Origin of the sequence: Chlorobaculum sp. MV4-Y (genome assembly GCF_025244685.1) — a bacterium.
Classification (GTDB): domain Bacteria; phylum Bacteroidota; class Chlorobiia; order Chlorobiales; family Chlorobiaceae; genus Chlorobaculum.
Genome location: NZ_CP104202.1, coordinates 13,435 through 30,316 on the forward strand (window position 1 = coordinate 13,435; position 16,882 = coordinate 30,316).

Annotated in this window: 19 protein-coding genes and 1 pseudogene; 13 read left to right on the forward strand and 7 right to left on the reverse strand. The window is 57.4% G+C overall.

Annotated features, from left to right (window positions below; all coding sequences use genetic code 11):
* The first annotated feature begins 98 nt into the window (after window positions 1-98).
* The 11 genes and pseudogenes from NY406_RS00070 to mnhG all read left to right on the forward strand — a co-directional run bounded on the left by NY406_RS00070 (window position 99) and on the right by mnhG (window position 7,292).
* Entirely contained in the window at window positions 99-1,004 is a 906-nt protein-coding gene (locus tag NY406_RS00070) for an Abi family protein (RefSeq protein ID WP_260534467.1), read from the forward strand.
* Window positions 1,005-1,123: 119 nt separating this feature from the next.
* Window positions 1,124-1,945 (forward strand): DUF4412 domain-containing protein, encoded by an 822-nt coding sequence (locus NY406_RS00075; RefSeq protein ID WP_260534469.1) that lies wholly within the window; start codon window positions 1,124-1,126, stop codon window positions 1,943-1,945.
* Between the two features lie 240 nt (window positions 1,946-2,185).
* Window positions 2,186-2,326: pseudogene (locus NY406_RS00080) on the forward strand (hypothetical protein); the annotation flags it as partial.
* 184 nt (window positions 2,327-2,510) lie between these two features.
* The gene (locus NY406_RS00085; RefSeq protein ID WP_260534471.1) at window positions 2,511-3,050 is read left to right on the forward strand and encodes a proton-conducting transporter membrane subunit; all 540 of its coding nucleotides are present in this window, start codon (window positions 2,511-2,513) and stop codon (window positions 3,048-3,050) included.
* Window positions 2,984-4,201 (forward strand): hydrogen gas-evolving membrane-bound hydrogenase subunit E, encoded by a 1,218-nt coding sequence (mbhE, locus tag NY406_RS00090; RefSeq protein ID WP_260534473.1) that lies wholly within the window; start codon window positions 2,984-2,986, stop codon window positions 4,199-4,201. Before NY406_RS00085 ends, mbhE begins: the two co-directional genes overlap by 67 nt.
* A gap of 1 nt (window position 4,202) precedes the next feature.
* Window positions 4,203-4,619, forward strand: a complete 417-nt coding sequence (locus NY406_RS00095; RefSeq protein ID WP_260534475.1) for a Na+/H+ antiporter subunit B — start codon at window positions 4,203-4,205, stop codon at window positions 4,617-4,619.
* Entirely contained in the window at window positions 4,616-4,981 is a 366-nt protein-coding gene (locus tag NY406_RS00100; RefSeq protein ID WP_260534477.1) for a Na+/H+ antiporter subunit C, read from the forward strand. The genes NY406_RS00095 and NY406_RS00100 overlap by 4 nt, the downstream gene beginning before the upstream one ends.
* The gene (locus NY406_RS00105) at window positions 4,978-6,213 is read left to right on the forward strand and encodes a proton-conducting transporter membrane subunit (RefSeq protein WP_260534480.1); all 1,236 of its coding nucleotides are present in this window, start codon (window positions 4,978-4,980) and stop codon (window positions 6,211-6,213) included. Before NY406_RS00100 ends, NY406_RS00105 begins: the two co-directional genes overlap by 4 nt.
* On the forward strand, window positions 6,210-6,683 hold the full coding sequence (locus tag NY406_RS00110) for a Na+/H+ antiporter subunit E (protein WP_260534482.1): 474 nt from the start codon (window positions 6,210-6,212) through the stop codon (window positions 6,681-6,683). Before NY406_RS00105 ends, NY406_RS00110 begins: the two co-directional genes overlap by 4 nt.
* Complete coding sequence (locus NY406_RS00115; RefSeq protein WP_260534484.1) at window positions 6,680-7,033, forward strand: cation:proton antiporter; 354 nt, start codon at window positions 6,680-6,682, stop codon at window positions 7,031-7,033. The genes NY406_RS00110 and NY406_RS00115 overlap by 4 nt, the downstream gene beginning before the upstream one ends.
* Complete coding sequence (mnhG, locus tag NY406_RS00120) at window positions 6,948-7,292, forward strand: monovalent cation/H(+) antiporter subunit G (protein WP_260534486.1); 345 nt, start codon at window positions 6,948-6,950, stop codon at window positions 7,290-7,292. Before NY406_RS00115 ends, mnhG begins: the two co-directional genes overlap by 86 nt.
* A gap of 67 nt (window positions 7,293-7,359) precedes the next feature.
* Here mnhG and NY406_RS00125 read toward each other — a convergent pair whose 3' ends face one another.
* Window positions 7,360-8,568 carry an ArsA family ATPase gene (locus NY406_RS00125; protein ID WP_260534488.1) on the reverse strand — a complete coding sequence of 403 codons (1,209 nt, stop codon included), beginning with the start codon at window positions 8,566-8,568 and terminating at the stop codon, window positions 7,360-7,362.
* A gap of 584 nt (window positions 8,569-9,152) precedes the next feature.
* Here NY406_RS00125 and NY406_RS00130 point away from each other — a divergent pair.
* Both NY406_RS00130 and NY406_RS00135 read left to right on the forward strand, forming a co-directional pair.
* Window positions 9,153-10,610: a sulfide:quinone reductase gene (locus NY406_RS00130; RefSeq protein ID WP_260534490.1), complete on the forward strand. Its 1,458-nt coding sequence runs from the start codon at window positions 9,153-9,155 to the stop codon at window positions 10,608-10,610.
* Between the two features lie 48 nt (window positions 10,611-10,658).
* Complete coding sequence (locus NY406_RS00135; protein WP_260534492.1) at window positions 10,659-10,817, forward strand: hypothetical protein; 159 nt, start codon at window positions 10,659-10,661, stop codon at window positions 10,815-10,817.
* A gap of 286 nt (window positions 10,818-11,103) precedes the next feature.
* Here the strand turns inward: NY406_RS00135 and NY406_RS00140 are convergent, their stop codons facing one another.
* The 6 genes from NY406_RS00140 to NY406_RS00165 all read right to left on the reverse strand — a co-directional run bounded on the left by NY406_RS00140 (window position 11,104) and on the right by NY406_RS00165 (window position 16,836).
* Window positions 11,104-11,286, reverse strand: a complete 183-nt coding sequence (locus NY406_RS00140) for a nitroreductase family protein (RefSeq protein ID WP_260534494.1) — start codon at window positions 11,284-11,286, stop codon at window positions 11,104-11,106.
* 66 nt (window positions 11,287-11,352) lie between these two features.
* The gene (locus NY406_RS00145; protein ID WP_260534496.1) at window positions 11,353-12,381 is read right to left on the reverse strand and encodes a potassium channel family protein; all 1,029 of its coding nucleotides are present in this window, start codon (window positions 12,379-12,381) and stop codon (window positions 11,353-11,355) included.
* 36 nt (window positions 12,382-12,417) lie between these two features.
* Complete coding sequence (locus NY406_RS00150; protein ID WP_260633808.1) at window positions 12,418-13,032, reverse strand: hypothetical protein; 615 nt, start codon at window positions 13,030-13,032, stop codon at window positions 12,418-12,420.
* Between the two features lie 153 nt (window positions 13,033-13,185).
* Window positions 13,186-14,259: a peptide chain release factor 1 gene (gene prfA, locus NY406_RS00155; protein ID WP_260534498.1), complete on the reverse strand. Its 1,074-nt coding sequence runs from the start codon at window positions 14,257-14,259 to the stop codon at window positions 13,186-13,188.
* Window positions 14,260-14,280: 21 nt separating this feature from the next.
* Window positions 14,281-15,642, reverse strand: a complete 1,362-nt coding sequence (gene rseP / locus NY406_RS00160) for an RIP metalloprotease RseP (protein ID WP_260534500.1) — start codon at window positions 15,640-15,642, stop codon at window positions 14,281-14,283.
* A gap of 45 nt (window positions 15,643-15,687) precedes the next feature.
* Window positions 15,688-16,836, reverse strand: a complete 1,149-nt coding sequence (locus tag NY406_RS00165) for a 1-deoxy-D-xylulose-5-phosphate reductoisomerase (RefSeq protein ID WP_260534502.1) — start codon at window positions 16,834-16,836, stop codon at window positions 15,688-15,690.
* Between the last annotated feature and the right edge of the window lie 46 nt (window positions 16,837-16,882).

Sequence of the window (16,882 nt, forward strand, 5' to 3'; positions counted from 1 at the left end):
CACGCTTCCCTGCAAAGCAGCGTACCAGGGCAAGTCTTTTGCATTAAAAGCCTTACAAGTGATCTTCACATGTAAGGCTTTTTTTATACCCCCAGAGTATGCATTACAACAAGCAATCCATCTCTCTTCCTCAACAGATTCAGCAGTTGAAATCGAGAGGTCTCTGCATCACTGACGAGTCAGCTGCCGAGCACCATCTGAGAAACATCAGTTATTACAGGCTTGCTGGATACTGGTGGCCCATGCAGTCAGACAAGGTCAACCACGTTTTCAAACCAAACAGCCGGTTTGAGGATGTCATTGCCTTGTACAGTTTTGATAGCGATTTGAGACTTCTAGTGTTCAAAGCTATCGAACGCATCGAGATTGGCCTTCGTACAAGGATGATTAACCATCTTTCTCAGGAAATAGACCCTTGGTGGTTTGAAAATCAGGCGATCTTCACTGATCAAAAGGCTTTTACGACGAATCTGAGTTCTCTTGATCGAGAACTGCGAAAATCAAGGGAAGTTTTCATCCAAGAGCATTTTAAGAAGTATCACGCCGATCATCGGCGCCCTCCGGCATGGAAGTCTCTTGAAGTTGCGAGTTTTGGGTTGTTATCCAAGCGATATGGGAATCTCAAGCCAGGGATCAAATCGAAAGACACGATCGCAAGTGAGTTGGGTACGGTCAATCATACTTTTCTGAAAAGCTGGCTTCAGTCCATTTCGCAAATCCGCAATATCTGCGCGCATCACAGCAGGTTGTGGAACAAAAACCTGCCGGGACGACCTAAACTGATGGCGAATCCTCCCTTGCTATGGGTTCTTAATTCTCCGCATGTTTTAAAACATCACCAGCTCTATGTGCATCTGTGTTGCATGAAGTATCTGCTTGATGCGATCAGTCCGGGACATCGGTTTCCGAGACGCCTGAAACATCTTTTTCAGCCATATCGAACGGTGGATCAGAATGCGCTCGGTTTTCCTGCACAATGGCAGGCCGATCCATTCTGGCAGTGAACTTGTGCAGGCGTAATTGCCTGAAGATATTTCGTGACGCAGTATTGTTGCTGCGTTTCGGTGCATTTGTTAGCTTCATACATGGCCTGTATAATCGAATTCTCTAAATGCGAAACATCATGAAAACCATCACCCGTCGATTGTTTGCTGCCGTGCTGGTGCCGGGTCTGTTGTTGCTCTCGGCATGCGGCAAGAAAGATTCCAGTGCTCCCGGTCCCGCCGGTGTCGATCAGGCGGCTCCCGCCATAGCCGGTCCCTTTACCGGTGTTCTTACCATGAAGACTACCATCCCCAAGGCCGGAACGAGCGATATGAAGCTTTACATCGGCCCGAAAGGGATGCGCGCCGAAAGCAAGACCAGCATCGGTGCTCACGGTGGAGAGGTGTCCATGACCATCCTTTCGCTGAAAGACAGTCCTGACAAGGTTTACATGATTAACGGTGAGACCGGCGCCTGCATGGAGCTTGATGTGTCGAAGGTGAAAAAGCAGCCGGGCGGCGACCCGTACGAGAATGCCAAGATAGAAAACCTGGGCAAGGAGCGGGTCAACGGCTTCGACTGCAACCATGTCCGGATTTCGTGGGCTGACAAGAAGAGCACCATCGACCTCTGGGTGAGCAAGGATATTCTCGACTATTTCGCCTATGCCAAAATGCAGGGGTCAGATGATCAGACGAACACTCAGCTTGCCGAAAAGCTGAAGGCTGCCGGTCTCGACGGCTTCCCGGTCAAGACGCTGATTTCGCCAGAGGGCGTGGTGACAGAGCTGGTGAAAGCCGAGCGAATCACGCCGGATGACAAGCTCTTCGAGGTGCCAGCCAACTGCACCAAGCTGAAGATTCCCGAAGTCCCCAGTGCGCCACAGGGCATGTCCAAAGAGAAGATAAAAGAGCTGCAGGAGTTTGGCCGCAAGATGCAGCAGCAGATGAAGCAGGAGTGACCGTTAACGGGAACATCTTGTGATTAAGCGCTGTTTTTCTCAGCAGAAAACGTGGCTTGAATGATCAACATCGAAGGCCTGTGACAGGGCCTTCGATAGTTTATGAGGAGCCTGCCTTTGCTTGCCCTGATCTTCACCGGTTTTGCCGTTTCGGCAGCCGCTCCATATCTCTATCGTTTGCTGAAGGCCCGGTTCGTCTGGTTCGGGGCGGCTTTTCCACTGGCGCTGTTCGCCGTATTCATGCTCCGGTATCCGCAGGTCGCGTCCGGTGTCCCGGTGCGCGAGCGCTGGAGCTGGGTGCCGTCGCTCGGACTCGATTTGAGCTTCGTGCTCGACGGGCTGAGCCTTACCTTCGTTATGCTGGTGACGCTCATCGGCGCAGCGGTGTTTCTGTACGCTTCGGTTTATCTGCGCCACTATGAAGAGGCTGATCGCTTTTTCGGCTTCATCGGCATATTCATGACCTCGATGCTCGGCGTGGTACTGGCCGACAACATGCTGCTGTTGTTCCTCTTTTGGGAACTGACCAGCATCAGTTCGTTCCTCCTGATCGGCTTCAACCACCATGTGGCTTCGTCGCGCTTCGTCGCTGATTCTCGTCGGCGCGTTCACCAAATCGGCGCAGTTTCCGTTCCACTTCTGGCTGCCCGACGCGATGGCTGCGCCCTCACCGGTGAGCGCCTACCTGCACTCGGCTACGATGGTGAAGGCGGGCATCTACCTCATTGCGCGCTTCAACCACGACATCGGCGGCACGGCGCTCTGGCAGGATACGATCCTCTTTACCGGCGCGGCGACCATGATTTTCGCCGGACTGCTTTCCTACCGCCAGAGCGACCTGAAGCGGCTGCTCGCCTACTCGACCCTGAGCGTGCTCGGTACGCTCGTGATGCTGCTCGGCATCGGCTCGAAGCTGGCGATCAAGGCTTTTTTCATCTACCTGATCGCCCACTCGCTCTACAAGGGCACGCTGTTTCTGGTGGCCGGAACGCTCGACCATGAGACCGGCACGCGCGATGTCTTGAAGCTTGGCGGCCTGTGGAAGGCGATGCCGGTGACGGCGGCGCTGGCGTCATTTTCGATGATGGGGGTGATTCCCCGTTGATCGGCTTCATAGGTAAGGAGACGCTCTACAAGGCGGTGCTCGAAGTGCAGCCGTGGGGTCGGGTGCTCATCGCGCTTGCGGTGGCGTCGAGCGCGTTCCTCGTGGTGGTGACCTTCCTCGTCGGCTTCCGCCCGTTCCTCGGCAAGCCGCGGCCCGAGTTCCAGAAGGTGCACGAAGCGCCGGTGGCGATGCTCGCCGGTCCGCTCATCCTTGCGCTTTCGGGGCTATTGCTCGGGCTGTTTCCGGACTTTTTCGTAGGCCACCTGCTCGAAGAGTCCGTCGTCAGCATCATCTCGCAACGGCTCGGCATAGAAATCGTGCTCTGGCATGGCTTCAATCTGGTGCTGCTCCTGAGCTTCGTCACGCTTCTCGCGGGGGTCGGCCTCTACCTGCCGAGATCATTCGTGCTTTCGCGCCTGGAGCCACTTCATCTGCCGGGTCTCGTCAAGCCATCGATCTGGTACGAAGAGGCGCTGTCGGAGATACTGCGGTTTGCCGCCTGGCTCACCTCAGCGTTGCAGAACGGCGACCTGCGGCGCTATCTCGCGGTCATCATTCTTTCGGCGCTCATTCCTGCGTCGCTGATGCTCTTCAGCGCTGGCGGTTTTTCGGTGACGCTGCCCGCTGATCTTTCGGCCACGCCGTATGAAATTGCGCTGGCCCTGATTATCGTGCTGGCGACAGGGCTGCTGCTGATGAGCGATTCGCGCCTGAAGGCGATCGTGTCGATGGACGTGCTCGGCTTTGGTGTCGGCATCATTTTCATCATTTACGGCGCGTCCGACGTGGCGCTGACCACCTTCGCCATCGAAACGCTCAACGTCATCCTGTTCGTGCTGGCGCTGGCCCATCTGCCGAAATTCACCAACCGCTCCCGCCCCTCTGGACGCTTTCGCGACGGCCTTATCGCCGCGTCGGCGGGAATTTTCATGACCCTGACCGTGCTTCAGGTCACCTCCACCGATCTGTCTTCCCGGCTCAAGGAGTACTTCGGCAGCGCCAGCTTGCCCGACGGACATGGGCGGAATGTGGTGAATGTCATTCTCGTGGATTTCAGGGCGCTCGATACGCTTGGTGAAATTACGGTGCTTGCCATCGCAGCTATCGGCGTGTTCACCCTGCTCAAACTCAGAACCGGAAAAACGGATTGATATGAATTCGCTGATCCTTTCGACATCCTCCCGCTACCTGCTGGTGCTGTTGCAGCTCTTTTCGATGTTTCTGCTCCTGCGCGGGCATAACGAGCCGGGCGGCGGTTTTGCGGGCGGGCTGGTGGTGGCGGCGGCTTACGCGCTCTACTTCATCGCCAACGGCGTCACCGAGGCGCGGCGCGTGTTTCGCTTCGAGCCGCTCACGGTGGAGGTCGCGGGCCTTGGCGTGGCGCTCGTGAGCACGCTTCCGTCGATTCTGGGCGGCATGGAGTTCATGCGGAGCGTCTGGTTTAACACCGGCATTTCGGTAATCGGCAAGGTTGGCGCGCCGCTACTCTTCGACATCGGGGTCTATCTGCTGGTGCTCGGCATCACCCTCAAAATCGTCTTTTCGCTGGCCGGGGAGGATGAAGTATGACGCTTCTGCTCGCGCTGATCACCGGCCTGTTTTACGCCGCCGGGATCTATCTGATTTTACGCCGCAGTCTGGTGAAGGTGATCTTCGGCATCATGTTCCTCGGCCATGCGGCCAACATGCTGATCTTCAGTACCGGGCGGCTGACCAAAGGATCGCCCGCCTTCGTGCCCGAGGGTGCGCAGGCGCTCGCCGAGCCGTTCGCCGACCCGCTGCCGCAAGCGCTGATTCTGACGGCCATCGTCATTGGCTTCGGCTTGCAGGCCGTCGCCATCGTGCTCTTCAGGCGGAGCTTCGAGGAGCTTGGCACGGACGACGTTGACGCCATGCGCACGACTGACCGCATCGATGGAGGTGAGTCGTGAACCTTCTCGTCGCCATTCCCATCCTTCTGCCGCTCGTGACGGCGCTCGTCATGCTGCTGTTCCGGGAGCGTCCCGGCGTGCAGCGCGGTCTGGCGCTTGGCGCGTCGGTCGCGCAGGCGGCGGTGGCCGTCGCGCTGCTCGCGCGGGTGCACGCGGGTGGCATTCTCACGCTTCAGGTTGGCGGGTGGGCGGCTCCGTTCGGCATCACGCTCGTGGCCGATCTGCTCCCGGCGGCGATCTTCCTCTCGTCGGTCGGCATTCTCTACGGAGTGGCTGGCACGCTGAACATGGCCGACCTCTCGGCTCGGCTTCCGATGATTGAGCAGCGTAATCTGCTCTCCGTGGTGGCGGTGCTCTTGCTCGTCACCTTCGGCGTGAAGGTGGCGATCTTTCCGCTCTTCTTCTGGCTTTCCGCCTCGTACCACACGCCGCCGGTCGCCGTGTCAGCCATCTTCGCCGGGCTGCTCACCAAGGTCGGCGTTTATGCGATCATGCGCGTCTTCACCACGGTCTTCACCGGCCCCGAGTCGGAGGCGATTTTCCGCATCCTGCTCTGGATCGCGCCACTGACGATGGTGGTGGGCGTGCTCGGCGCGGCGGCGCAGTACGACTTGCGCAAGCTGCTCTCGTTCCACATCGTCAGCCAGATCGGCTACATGCTCTTCGCCATTGCGGTCCAGTCGCCGCTGGCCATCGCGGGCGGGCCGTTCTACATCGTGCACAACATCGTCGCCAAGACGAGCCTGTTTTACATCAGCGGCATCGTCCGCCACAAGACCGGAGCGTTTCAGCTCAAGAAGATCGGCGGGCTGTACAGCACGGAGCCGTTGCTCGCCGCGCTCTTCCTCGTCTCAGCGCTTGCGCTCGCGGGCATTCCGCCGTTGTCGGGCTTCTGGGCCAAGCTCATGGTGATCCGCGCAGGCCTCGAAAGCGGGCACTACTTCGTGACCAGCGCGGCGCTTGTGGTGAGTTTGCTGACGCTCTTTTCGATGATAAAAATCTGGAACGAAGCGTTCTGGAAGGATGACCCCGGTGTCGTCACGCCGACTGATGAAGCGCGGGGAGGCGGGCTCACGGTGATGCTCTACCTGCCGGTGGTGATGCTCTGTGGTGTTATTGTCTTTTTCGGCCTCTCCTTCGAGCCAGTCTATGACCTCTTCGCCCGCGCGGCGAGGCAGTTACTCGATGTCGAGGGCTACCGGAACGCAGTGCTGCGAGGAGGTGGGTTGTGAGTCAGTTTCTCTTTAACATCCTGCTCGCCTTTGCCTGTATGCTGCTTACCGGCGAGAGCAGCGCGCCGAGCTTCATCTCTGGCATGGTGGTCGGCTACCTGATTCTCTGGATGTCGCGCTCGGCATTTGGCAAGGATGTCTATTTTTCGAAAATACCGAGGCTTACCGGGTTTTTGCTCTACTTCTTGAAGGAGCTGATTCTGGCCAATCTGCGGGTGGCGTTCGATATTCTGACGCCGAAAAACTACCTCGAACCGGGCATCGTCGAGGTGCCGCTCGACGTGAAGAGCGATCTTGAAATCACGCTTTTCGCCAACCTGGTCACCCTGACGCCCGGCACCCTGAGCCTCGACGTTTCGGCCGATCGGAAAATTCTCTATGTCCACGTAATGTACCTGCAAGACGAAGAGCACTTCATGTGCGAGCTGAAAGAGGGTCTCGAAAAACGACTGATCGAGGTGATGCGATGAGCTTTATTGAACTCTCGGCCACGATCGCCCTGTCGATCATCGGCCTCTCCATTCTGCTGATTTTCCTGCGGCTGCTGATCGGCCCGGAGATCGAGGATCGCCTCGTCGCGCTCGACCTGCTCTCGGCCAACACCATTGCCTTCATCGCGGTCTATTCGATCCTGAATGCGAACACGGCCTTTCTCGACGTCGGCATCATTCTGGCGCTTCTCGCCTTTCTCGGTACGGTGGCGTTCGCCTGGTATCTCAAACGAAGGAGGGGCCATGACCGAAATTTTCAGTGGCGTATTCATCCTCGCAGGCACGATTTTCATCCTGCTCTCCGCGCTCGGCATCATCCGGATGCCTGACCTCTACACCCGCATGTCCGCCACCACCAAGGCCTCCACCCTCGGCATCGGTCTGGTGCTCACCGGCACGGTACTCTTCTGGCAGGACGCCGCCATCACCTTCCGCGCCGCCGCCATCATCATCTTCCTCTTTCTGACAGCTCCCGTCGCCGCGCATATCATTGGCCGAGAGGCGTGGTCGAGGGGCGTGAAGTTGTGGTGCCGGGACGAATCCGCAAAGTCCTGCCGGAAAGTACGGGGACGGGAGAAGACGGATTGAGGATTTGCATGGGCGGTTAGGTGTTTTCGCCCTTGTACTTATTGCTCGTTGCCGAAAACACGATCACTCATTTCGCCTTCTCCTCTATCATCTCCTTCTTTTTGAACTCTATCGCCAGCCATTTCTCCTCGTATCCTGCGTGAGCAACCTTCATCCCCGCCAGGAACGTCGGCAGCACGACGCCCTTCTGGTAGTTGCCGATTCTTACGGTCAGCGAATCGCCGACCTGCACAACGTTGGCCTCCATGCGGTTGTCGAAGACGAAAGGCAGGCGGAGCTTCATGATGTAGTGGCCTTCGCTGACTTTGTGAATGTCCACGTGCTCTTCGTGGTAGAAGATGTCGAGCGGGTTGCGGTCGCCGTAGACCGTTTCGCCCACCTTGGCAAGCATGTCGAGGCCCAGCACTTCGGAGCGGAAGAGCGGCACTTTGGTGATGGGAATCGGAGCGAAGGAGGATTCGATCTGTTCGATATACTTTTTCTGAATCTCTTTCCAGCCTTCGAAGTACTGACCGTCAACGTCGTCCATGTAGACGCGGTTGATGACGATCTGGTCAACCGTGATGTTGTACAGATTGAGGTAGGTGAGTGCCCGCATCGACTCCTTGACGACCATTTTCTCCGGATTCATGACCAGCCGCACGGTGGTTTTGGATGAGTCCGACAAGAGTTCGATGATCCCTTCGACCGACGAAAAGAGGTGATCGACCTGATCATAGACGTCGGTGTCGGGCACGAAGTCGTGCAGGCGGCTGATGCGTTTGGAGAGCGGGCGGATGACCGGCTTGACGACGTACTTCTCCATGTTGCGCATGAGCTTGAGCATCCAGCCGAAGGTCTCGGGAATGGAGAGCAGGCGCAGGGTTTCGCCGGTCGGGGCGCAATCGACGACGAGCAGGTCGTACTCGTTGGACTCGTTGTAGCGCTTGATGTAGGAGAGCGAGAAAAGCTCCTCCATGCCCGGCAAGACGCCCATCTCCTCGACGTAAATTCCCTCGATGCCCTGCACCTCCATCAAGTGGGCGAAGTGTTCGCGCACCACCTCCCAGTTGAGCGACAAGTCGCCGTAAACGCTCACCTCCTGGCCCCAGAGATTCTCGGCTACCTTCACCGGCGACGGGCCGAGTTCGATGTCGAATGAGTCGCCGAGGCTGTGGGCGGGATCGGTCGAGATGACCAGCGTCTTGTAGCCGAGAGCCGCGGCCCTGACGGCTGTAGCCGCCGCGATGGAGGTTTTTCCGACGCCCCCCTTGCCCGTAAACACGATGTTTCTCATGACGCCTCCTGTGAGGGAATTTTTTCGCCAATGTACAGTCGTAAAATTTTACAACCGATTCGAGGGGCTGATAATTTCTGCGGGAGGCTGTGTGCCGCAGGCCGTTGCAGGGGCTGTTCGCGAGCTGCATCAAACGGAATGTCGTTATTTGAAAATACGTTGCAGGAGCGCGTCGGTATCCCTGCCCGGAAGTTGGTCGTTATGGGTGTCATCCTCAGGCACTTTTGAGGATTGTTTCCCGTTTGTGCGAAATCAGGAGTGATTCCTTTCTCGGTGCACCTCTTTTTTTATGTTAAAAATGAGCAGGCGCTTGATTAATTATGAGCATATGGTTATAGTTGAGACGCATGACTTGCGGCATCCATTTCAGCCTTTTTGTTTCAGCAGCTAGCTATCCGTTGCCGGAATTTTCAAGGATTATTATTGTGTCATGATCGCGGACATGCCTTCACGTAATTATCAGTGTATCCATTCTGGCGCTCTGGTTGAGGGGAGTAGCTGTCGCTCTTTTTTCGGCGCGGACAGGGGCGTTTGTGATGTATAGTTGATTTAACTGGTTTAACAATTGAAAAATCAGACTTGTTATGGCAAAGGTCGTCGTTTTAGGAGCTGGCGTTTCGGGGCATACCTGCGCATCCTTTCTCAAGAAAAAACTTGGAAAGCAGCATGAGGTGGTGGTTGTCTCGCCCAACAGTTACTATCAGTGGATTCCGTCGAATATATGGGTTGGCGTGGGCCATATGACCATCGACGATGTTCGCTTCAAGCTGAAAAAGGTCTATGACCGCTGGGGCATCGATTACAAGCAGGCGAAAGCCGTTTCGATTCATCCCGAGGGCGACGCGAACATCAGCAAGGGATACGTCACCATCGAGTACACCGATGAGGAGTACGCCGGTTACACCGAGACGGTCGATTACGACTACCTCGTCAACGCCACTGGTCCGAAGCTGAACTTCGAGGCTACCGAGGGGCTCGGTCCTGACAAAAACTCCCTGTCGGTCTGTACCTACAGCCACGCGGCTCATGCGTGGGAGGAGTTGCAGAAAAGCATCGAAAAGATGAAGAACGGCCAGAAGCAGCGCTTCCTCATCGGCACCGGTCACGCGATGGCCACCTGTCAGGGCGCAGCTTTCGAGTACATCCTGAACGTCGCTCACGAAATCTCCTGTCGCGGTCTGAGCCACATGGCGGAGCTGACCTGGATTTCAAACGAGTACGAGGTGGGCGATTTCGGCATGGGCGGCGCGTTCATCAAGCGCGGCGGTTACATCACGCCGACCAAGGTCTTTACCGAATCGCTGCTCGCCGAGTACGGTATCAAGTGGATCCGCCGCGCGGGCGTTTACAAGGTGGAGCCGGGCGTGGCCCATTACGAAACGCTCGACGGCGAAATGCTTTCGCAGGAGTTCGATTTTGCAATGCTGATTCCGTCGTTCTCCGGCGTTGGTCTGACCGCCTTCGACAAGAGCGGCAACGACATCACCGACAAGATGTTCCTGCCGAACAAGTTCATGAAGGTCGATGCGGACTACACCGCCAAGCCGTTCGGCGATTGGGGAGCTAACGACTGGCCGACTATCTACCAGACCCCGATGTACAGCAATATCTACGCCGCGGGCATCGCCTTTGCGCCGCCGCATCCGATCTCCAAGCCGATGACCAGCGTCAATGGTCGGCAGATTTTCCCGACGCCGCCGCGTACCGGAATGCCGTCCGGCGTTATCGGCAAGATCATCGCGCTCAACATCTCCGAGCAGATCAAGGGCAACCATAAAGAGCATCATCATAAAGCCTCGATGGCCCGCATGGGCGCGGCCTGCATCGTGTCGGGCGGCTTCGGTTCCTTCGACGGACTCGGCGCTTCGATGACGGTTTTCCCAATCGTGCCCGACTGGGAGAAGTACCCGGAGTGGGGTCGCGACATGACCTACTCGGTCGGTGAAGCCGGTCTGGCCGGTCACTGGCTGAAGTTCATTCTGCACTACCTCTTTTTCCACAAGGCGAAGGGCTACCCGTTCTGGTGGCTCATTCCGGAATAAGAAGGAGCTGTATTCAAGACATCGATTTCAACCTAAAACTCGTGAATCATGGGGAACTATAAATTCAAGGCATACTACGATGAAGCCTATCCGCCGGTGCCGGACAAGGCAACCCTCTTCTGGCGCAAGTTCGTGCCGTGGCAGCTTTTCAGGTTCATCATTCTGAATATCAAAATGATCCGCATCGTCGCCGGCGGCCACTCCTGACCGCCGCATCGCGCATTCGGCAATCAGCCACAAAGCCCCGGACGCTCCGCTTTATTCGCGGACGTCCGGGGCTTTCGCGTGTACCGTCAATTGAAACCTTTTGCTGATCCTGTATTTTCAAGTTGAGAGCCATTTTGTTATACAGCTTCTCTGTTCAGCCATACTTGTCCCCAGTGTTCCCAATTCAAAACAGGAGTGATCATGCAGGTATCCGAAGCTTGTCTGAATATCATCAGGGATTTTGAAGGGTTCAGGCCAATGCCCTATCGCTGTCCAGCCGGTGTTCTCACAATCGGCTACGGCTCCAGCCGCTATGCCGACGGCGGAACCAGTCTCGCTCGTAGCAGGGACGAATTTTTGCAAGCATCTCAGGCAAGCTGACCAGCAGGAACTTCCATGGCTGAAGGTTCTTGGCCGACGGGGCGAGCCGTCCAGTCTCAAGCACCCGTTCGAGAATCTCGGGTGGCACGGGTCGGCTTGTGTCTTAACCGCGCACGCTTTTGCGGGTTTCTGCAAGGTCGTGCAGGTTTGTCTATTACCGTGTTTCTCCCTGTGCCATTTTGCTGAGCATTTCAAGATCGCCGCCCTGGCCGATAACGATGATCGTGCCATTTTTCTGGATAATCTCTGCAGGGCGCGGCGTGGTGTGCAATTCGCCGCCCGGCAGCTTGTAACCGACCACGTTGATGCGGTGGTTGTTGTACAGATCGACCTCCTGAAACGATTTGCCGACGAGCGGCGAATTGTCGCCAACCAGGTACTGGGCGATCTGGAGATTGAGGTTGTTGACGTTGCTCAGCTCGTCAAGGTACTCTTCGAGTTCGGGTTCGGTCAGGAGATTGGCCATGCGCTTGCCTGCCGAGCGATAGAGCATCACCACCTTTTCAGCGCCCGCCCTGCGAAGCTTGCTTTCCGACTCGTCGCAGTCAGCTCTTGCAACGATGTACAGGTTTGGCTTGAGGTTCCGCGCGGTCAGCACGATGAAAACGTTTTCAGCATCGTTGCCTGCGGCGGCGATCAAGCCTTTGGCGCGGTGCAGCCCGGCATCGGCCAGCACCTCTTCATCCGCGGCGTTGCCCTTGATGGCCAGGAACCCTTCGTCGCGGGCGCGGAGCACGTTGTCGATCATGTTGTCGATGACCACGAAGGGAATCGTCTTCGTCCGGAGCTCTTCGGCGACGCTTCCCCCCAGGCGGCCGTAACCGCAGATGATGAAATGGTCGTTCAGTTTCCGAAGCATGCGTTCATTGCGTTGTTGTTCCCAATGTTCCTTCCACTCGCCCGAAACGAAGAAGACGGCCACATTGGTCAGGGTGAAGAAAAAGATACCCGTGCCGCCGACGATCAGCACCATTGTGAAAATCTTGCCCACATCGTCCAGCGGACGGACTTCGCTGAAACCGACTGTTGCCACCGTGATGACCGTCATGTAAAGCGCATCCAGGAGGCTCATGTTTTCGAGGTACATGTAGCCAACCGTGCCCGAAATGACCAGGAGCACCACGCTGATGATCGAGACCGAGAACCGGCGGAGGGCGGAAATCTGTTGTGCGTCCTTGCTCAAGCGGTGGTGGTGGGCATGGCGGTTAACGGAGCGCTCTCAGAGCTTGCGGATCTTGCCGAAGTCTTTCGAGATTTTCTGGAACATGTGGTTGGTTGCCGTCTGCATGATGAGCGACATGCCGGTGCTGACCATGGTGCGTACAACCTTCTCAGGCACAATGCGGAAGGCCGGATAGAGCAGAAATGCGACATTGACCCGGAGGTCGAAATCAACCGTTGTCTGCTCTTGCTGTACCGGTACGATCAGCATGTCGGCCGTGACCTTGCCTTCGAAGAGGTACTTTTCAGGCATGGCGAATGTTTTGTCCTGGGTCAACGGCCGCCAGGTGATCTTCCGGCCTACCGTGAACTGGCGGATCATCTCGTCGCTCATCTCTTCGGGATCCATCGAGGCGATCTCGTCGGGAAGATCAACGAGGATTTCGTTCTCCTGCTGGATGTCAAAGATCACGTCGAACGGGTTGTTCTGCGGATCGGTGACGCGGAAATGCCAGCGGTAGGCTTCATCCCGGTCGAGCGGCTCGACTTTGTGACAGAACGGGTTGAAGGCAAGGATTTTCTGGTGGTCGGACAGATAGTCAACCGTATGGTCGAAGTTCCGGTAAAACATCCATTGGCCCTTGCTTTTGCCTGTGGCGGTCATTTCCAGCATATCGTTATCTCCGGCTCGAGCGTGATCGACGCATGAGCGATCTTCGTATCCTTTGGTTGAAAAAATGGCCGGGTGGTCGGCGTGATCTCTGAAAATATAGCGACTTCCCGGCAAAATTGCGCACATCCCGCCCGTGCATCAGTGCTTCCTCGTTCAGGCGGTTTCGGCCTGAAGCCGCTCGGACTGGTCGTGCATTCGCAGCGCTTCAATGAGCGGGTCGAGCTCGCCCTGCATGATTTGGGGCAGGGCGTGGCTGGTGAAGCCGATGCGGTGGTCGGTCACGCGCGACTGAGGAAAGTTGTAGGTTCTGATCTTGGCGCTCCGGTCGCCGGTTGTTACCATCGAGCGGCGAAGGTCGGCTCGGCTCTTTTGCTGTTCGGCGATCTGGATGTCGTAGAGCTTCGAGCGCAGCATCTTCATCGCCCGCTCGCGGTTTTGGAGCTGCGAGCGCTCCTCCTGGCAGGCCACGACGATGCCGCTCGGGACGTGCGTGATGCGCACGGCGGTTTCGACCTTGTTGACGTTCTGGCCGCCTTTGCCGCCACTGCGGAAAGTGTCCATCAGCAAGTCCTCCTTGCGGATCTCTACATCCACCGCTTCGGCTTCGGGCAGGACTGCGACACTCGCCGCCGAGGTGTGGATGCGCCCCTGGGTTTCGGTTTCCGGCACGCGCTGCACGCGGTGCACGCCGCTCTCGAACTTGAGGATGCCGTAGACGTCGTGGCCGCTCACTTCAAGCGAAACCTCCTTGAGGCTGCCAGGCACGGAGCCTTCGCTCACTTCGAGCGTCTGGCAGCTCCACCCCTGCCGTTCGGCATAACGCTGGTACATGCGCATCAGGTCGGCGGCGAACAACCCTGCCTCGTCGCCACCGGTTCCCGCGCGGATTTCGATGATGGCGTTGCGGCTGTCAGCTTCGTCCTTCGGCAGGAGCAGGATTTTGAGCTGCTGTTCAAGCTCCGGAAGGCGCTCATGGAGCTCGCAGGCCTCCTGTTCGACGAGGGCGCGCATTTCTGGATCCTGCTCGCTTTTCTGCATCGAAAGCGCCTCATCGAGCTGCTTTTTGGCTCGGCTCCAGTCGTCGTAAGCGCGCACGATCTCCTTCAGGCTGCTGTACTCCTTGTTCAGCTTCCTGAAGCGATTCTGGTCGGCTACCACCTCCGGATCGGAGAGCTGCTGCTCGATGGTCTGGAATTTGTCCTTGATGAACTGAAGCTTGTCAAACATGGTTGCTCGCCGCCGCCGGGATCAGGGGTTCAGGAGGTCGTTTATCATGAAATAAGCGAAGAACATCAGCAGAAGAGTCATGCCGACCTGCTGGATTCGCATCTTGACCTCGAACGGAATCTCCCTGCCCATGACGCCTTCGATGGCGTTGAGCACGAACTGCCCGCCGTCGAGCGCCGGGATGGGCAGAATATTGATGATGGCCAGCGAGATTGAGAGCACGGCCACGAAGTACATGAAGCTGATTGGGCCCTGCTCGGCGCTCTGGTTGGCGATGCGGGCGATCTTGATCGGGCCGCCGACCGACTTGCGGAAGTCCTCCTGGCCACTGAAAATTTTACCGAATCCCTGGACGGTCAGCACGGTGGTTTTCCAGGTCTGGTTCAGGCCGCTCGAGATGGCCTGCGGAACTGAAAGCTTGATGCGTTCGGTTTCGATGGTCTGCTTGAGCGAGATGCCGATTTTTCCGGAGGTATTCGGTACCACCTCGGTGGTGAATGTCTGGCCGTTTTTGCGGATGAGCTTCGAGGTCAGCGGCTCTGTCGGCTCGCTTTTCAGGTGCATCCAGGTGACGACAAGCTTTTTGCCCGCATTTTTGGAGATGATATTGACCACCTCGCTCCAGTCGGTCACCGGCGAGTCGTTGATGGCCGTGATGAGACCGCCCGGCATGATGCCTGCTTTGGCCGCCGGACCGCCGGTCAGCACCTGGTCGATGACTGGAGGCACGGTTGGCCTGATGCCGATCGACTGGTTTCCGTTGATCCAGGAGATGATGTCTTTCGGCGCCGTGAGCGTCAACTCCTTTCCGTTCCGCTCAATGGTGTATTGCAGTTTTCCCGAAGTCAGACGCTCGGGATCGAGGGCCTCTTCCCAGTATTGCAGTTTCTGGCCGTTGATCGCTACCAGATGGTCGCCGCTTTGCATGCCCATCGACGAGAATACAGAGTTCGGTTCGATAAAGGCTGGCGTGGTTATGAGAGTATGTGATTCTCCGAAAATGCCGGTGATACCGATGAAGATCACTGCGGCCAGCACCATGTTCATCGCCACGCCGCCCGCCAGCACGATAAGGCGCTGCCAGACCGGTTTGGCCCTGAACTCCCAGGGCTTGACCTCTTCAGTTACGTGCTCGGTGTCCATGCTTTCGTCGATCATGCCGGCGATCTTGACGTAGCCGCCAATCGGGAAGGCGCCGATACCGTATTCGGTTTCACCGATCTTTTTCTGCCACAGCTTGATGCCCCAGAAATCGAAGCCGATGAAAAACCGGTCGACCCGCATGCCGAACATTCTCGCCGTGATGAAGTGCCCGAATTCGTGGGCCGTGACGAGAATGAAGATGGCAATGATAAAGTAGAAAATCGTGCTCAGTAGTTCCATATCGAATGCGGGCCGTTTGGTTGTTTTGTGATGACGTGTCCGGAGTTATCCGATAAGCTGCCGAGCCGTTTCGCGCGCCCAGCGGTCGGCCTGAAGGTACTCCTCCAGCGCGACCGGCGTCCATGCTTCGTGAGCCTGCATGGTTTTATCGACTGTTCCGGCGATGTCGGTAAAGCCGATTTTCTTGTCGAGGAACGCCGCGACGGCGATCTCGTTGGCCGCGTTCAGTACCGCCGGATAGGTCTGACCGGCCTTGAGGGCGTTGAAGGCCAGGCGTAGCGCCGGGAAGCGCTCCATATCAGGCTCCTCGAAAGTGAGTGTGGCGACCTTGGTGAGATCGAGCTTGCCGATGCCGGTTTCGCAGCGCTCCGGCCAGGCCAGCGCGTAGGCGATGGGGGCGCGCATGTCGGGCACGCCGAGCTGGGCGATGACGCAGCCGTCGATGTACTCAACCATTGAGTGAATGATGCTCTGCGGGTGCACCACGACGCCGATTTTTTCGGCGGGCATGTCGAAGAGCCAGTGCGCCTCGATCACTTCGAGTCCCTTGTTCATCAGGGTTGCCGAGTCGATGGTGATTTTGGCGCCCATTGACCACTGCGGGTGCTTGAGCGCCTGTTCCGGGCCGACGTTTTTCAACTCTTCTGCGGGCGTCTTGCGGAACGGGCCGCCCGATGCGGTCAGGATGATGCGCTCAATATCTTCGGTGTGGTGGCCGACCAGCGACTGGAATATCGCCGAGTGCTCGCTGTCCACGGGCAGCAGCTTGACATCGTGCTTTTTGACGAGGTCGGAGACGAGCTGACCGGCCACGACGAGCGTTTCCTTGTTGGCCAGAGCGATGTCCTTTCCGGCTTCAATGGCCCTGACGGTCGGCACCAGTCCTGCCGCGCCCACGATAGCCGAAACCACCATGTCTGCTCCATCGACGGCTGCAACTTCGGCCGCACCGTCGAGGCCGCAGAGAATTTCGGGCTTGTGATCGCCGAGCATCTTCTTGAGGCGCTCCCGCGACGCCTCGTCACGCACCGAGACCAGTGACGGCTTGAATTCATCGATCTGCTGGCGCAGCATTTCGACGTCGTGGCCCTCGGCAAGGGCCGCAATCGAAAACCTTTCGGAATGACGCCTGACGACGTCGAGCGTGCTGAGTCCAATGGAGCCGGTACTGCCGAGAATGGATAAGGATTTCATGCGTAATGACATTGGCGTGAAAAGGGACGAATTCGAGGCCTGAATT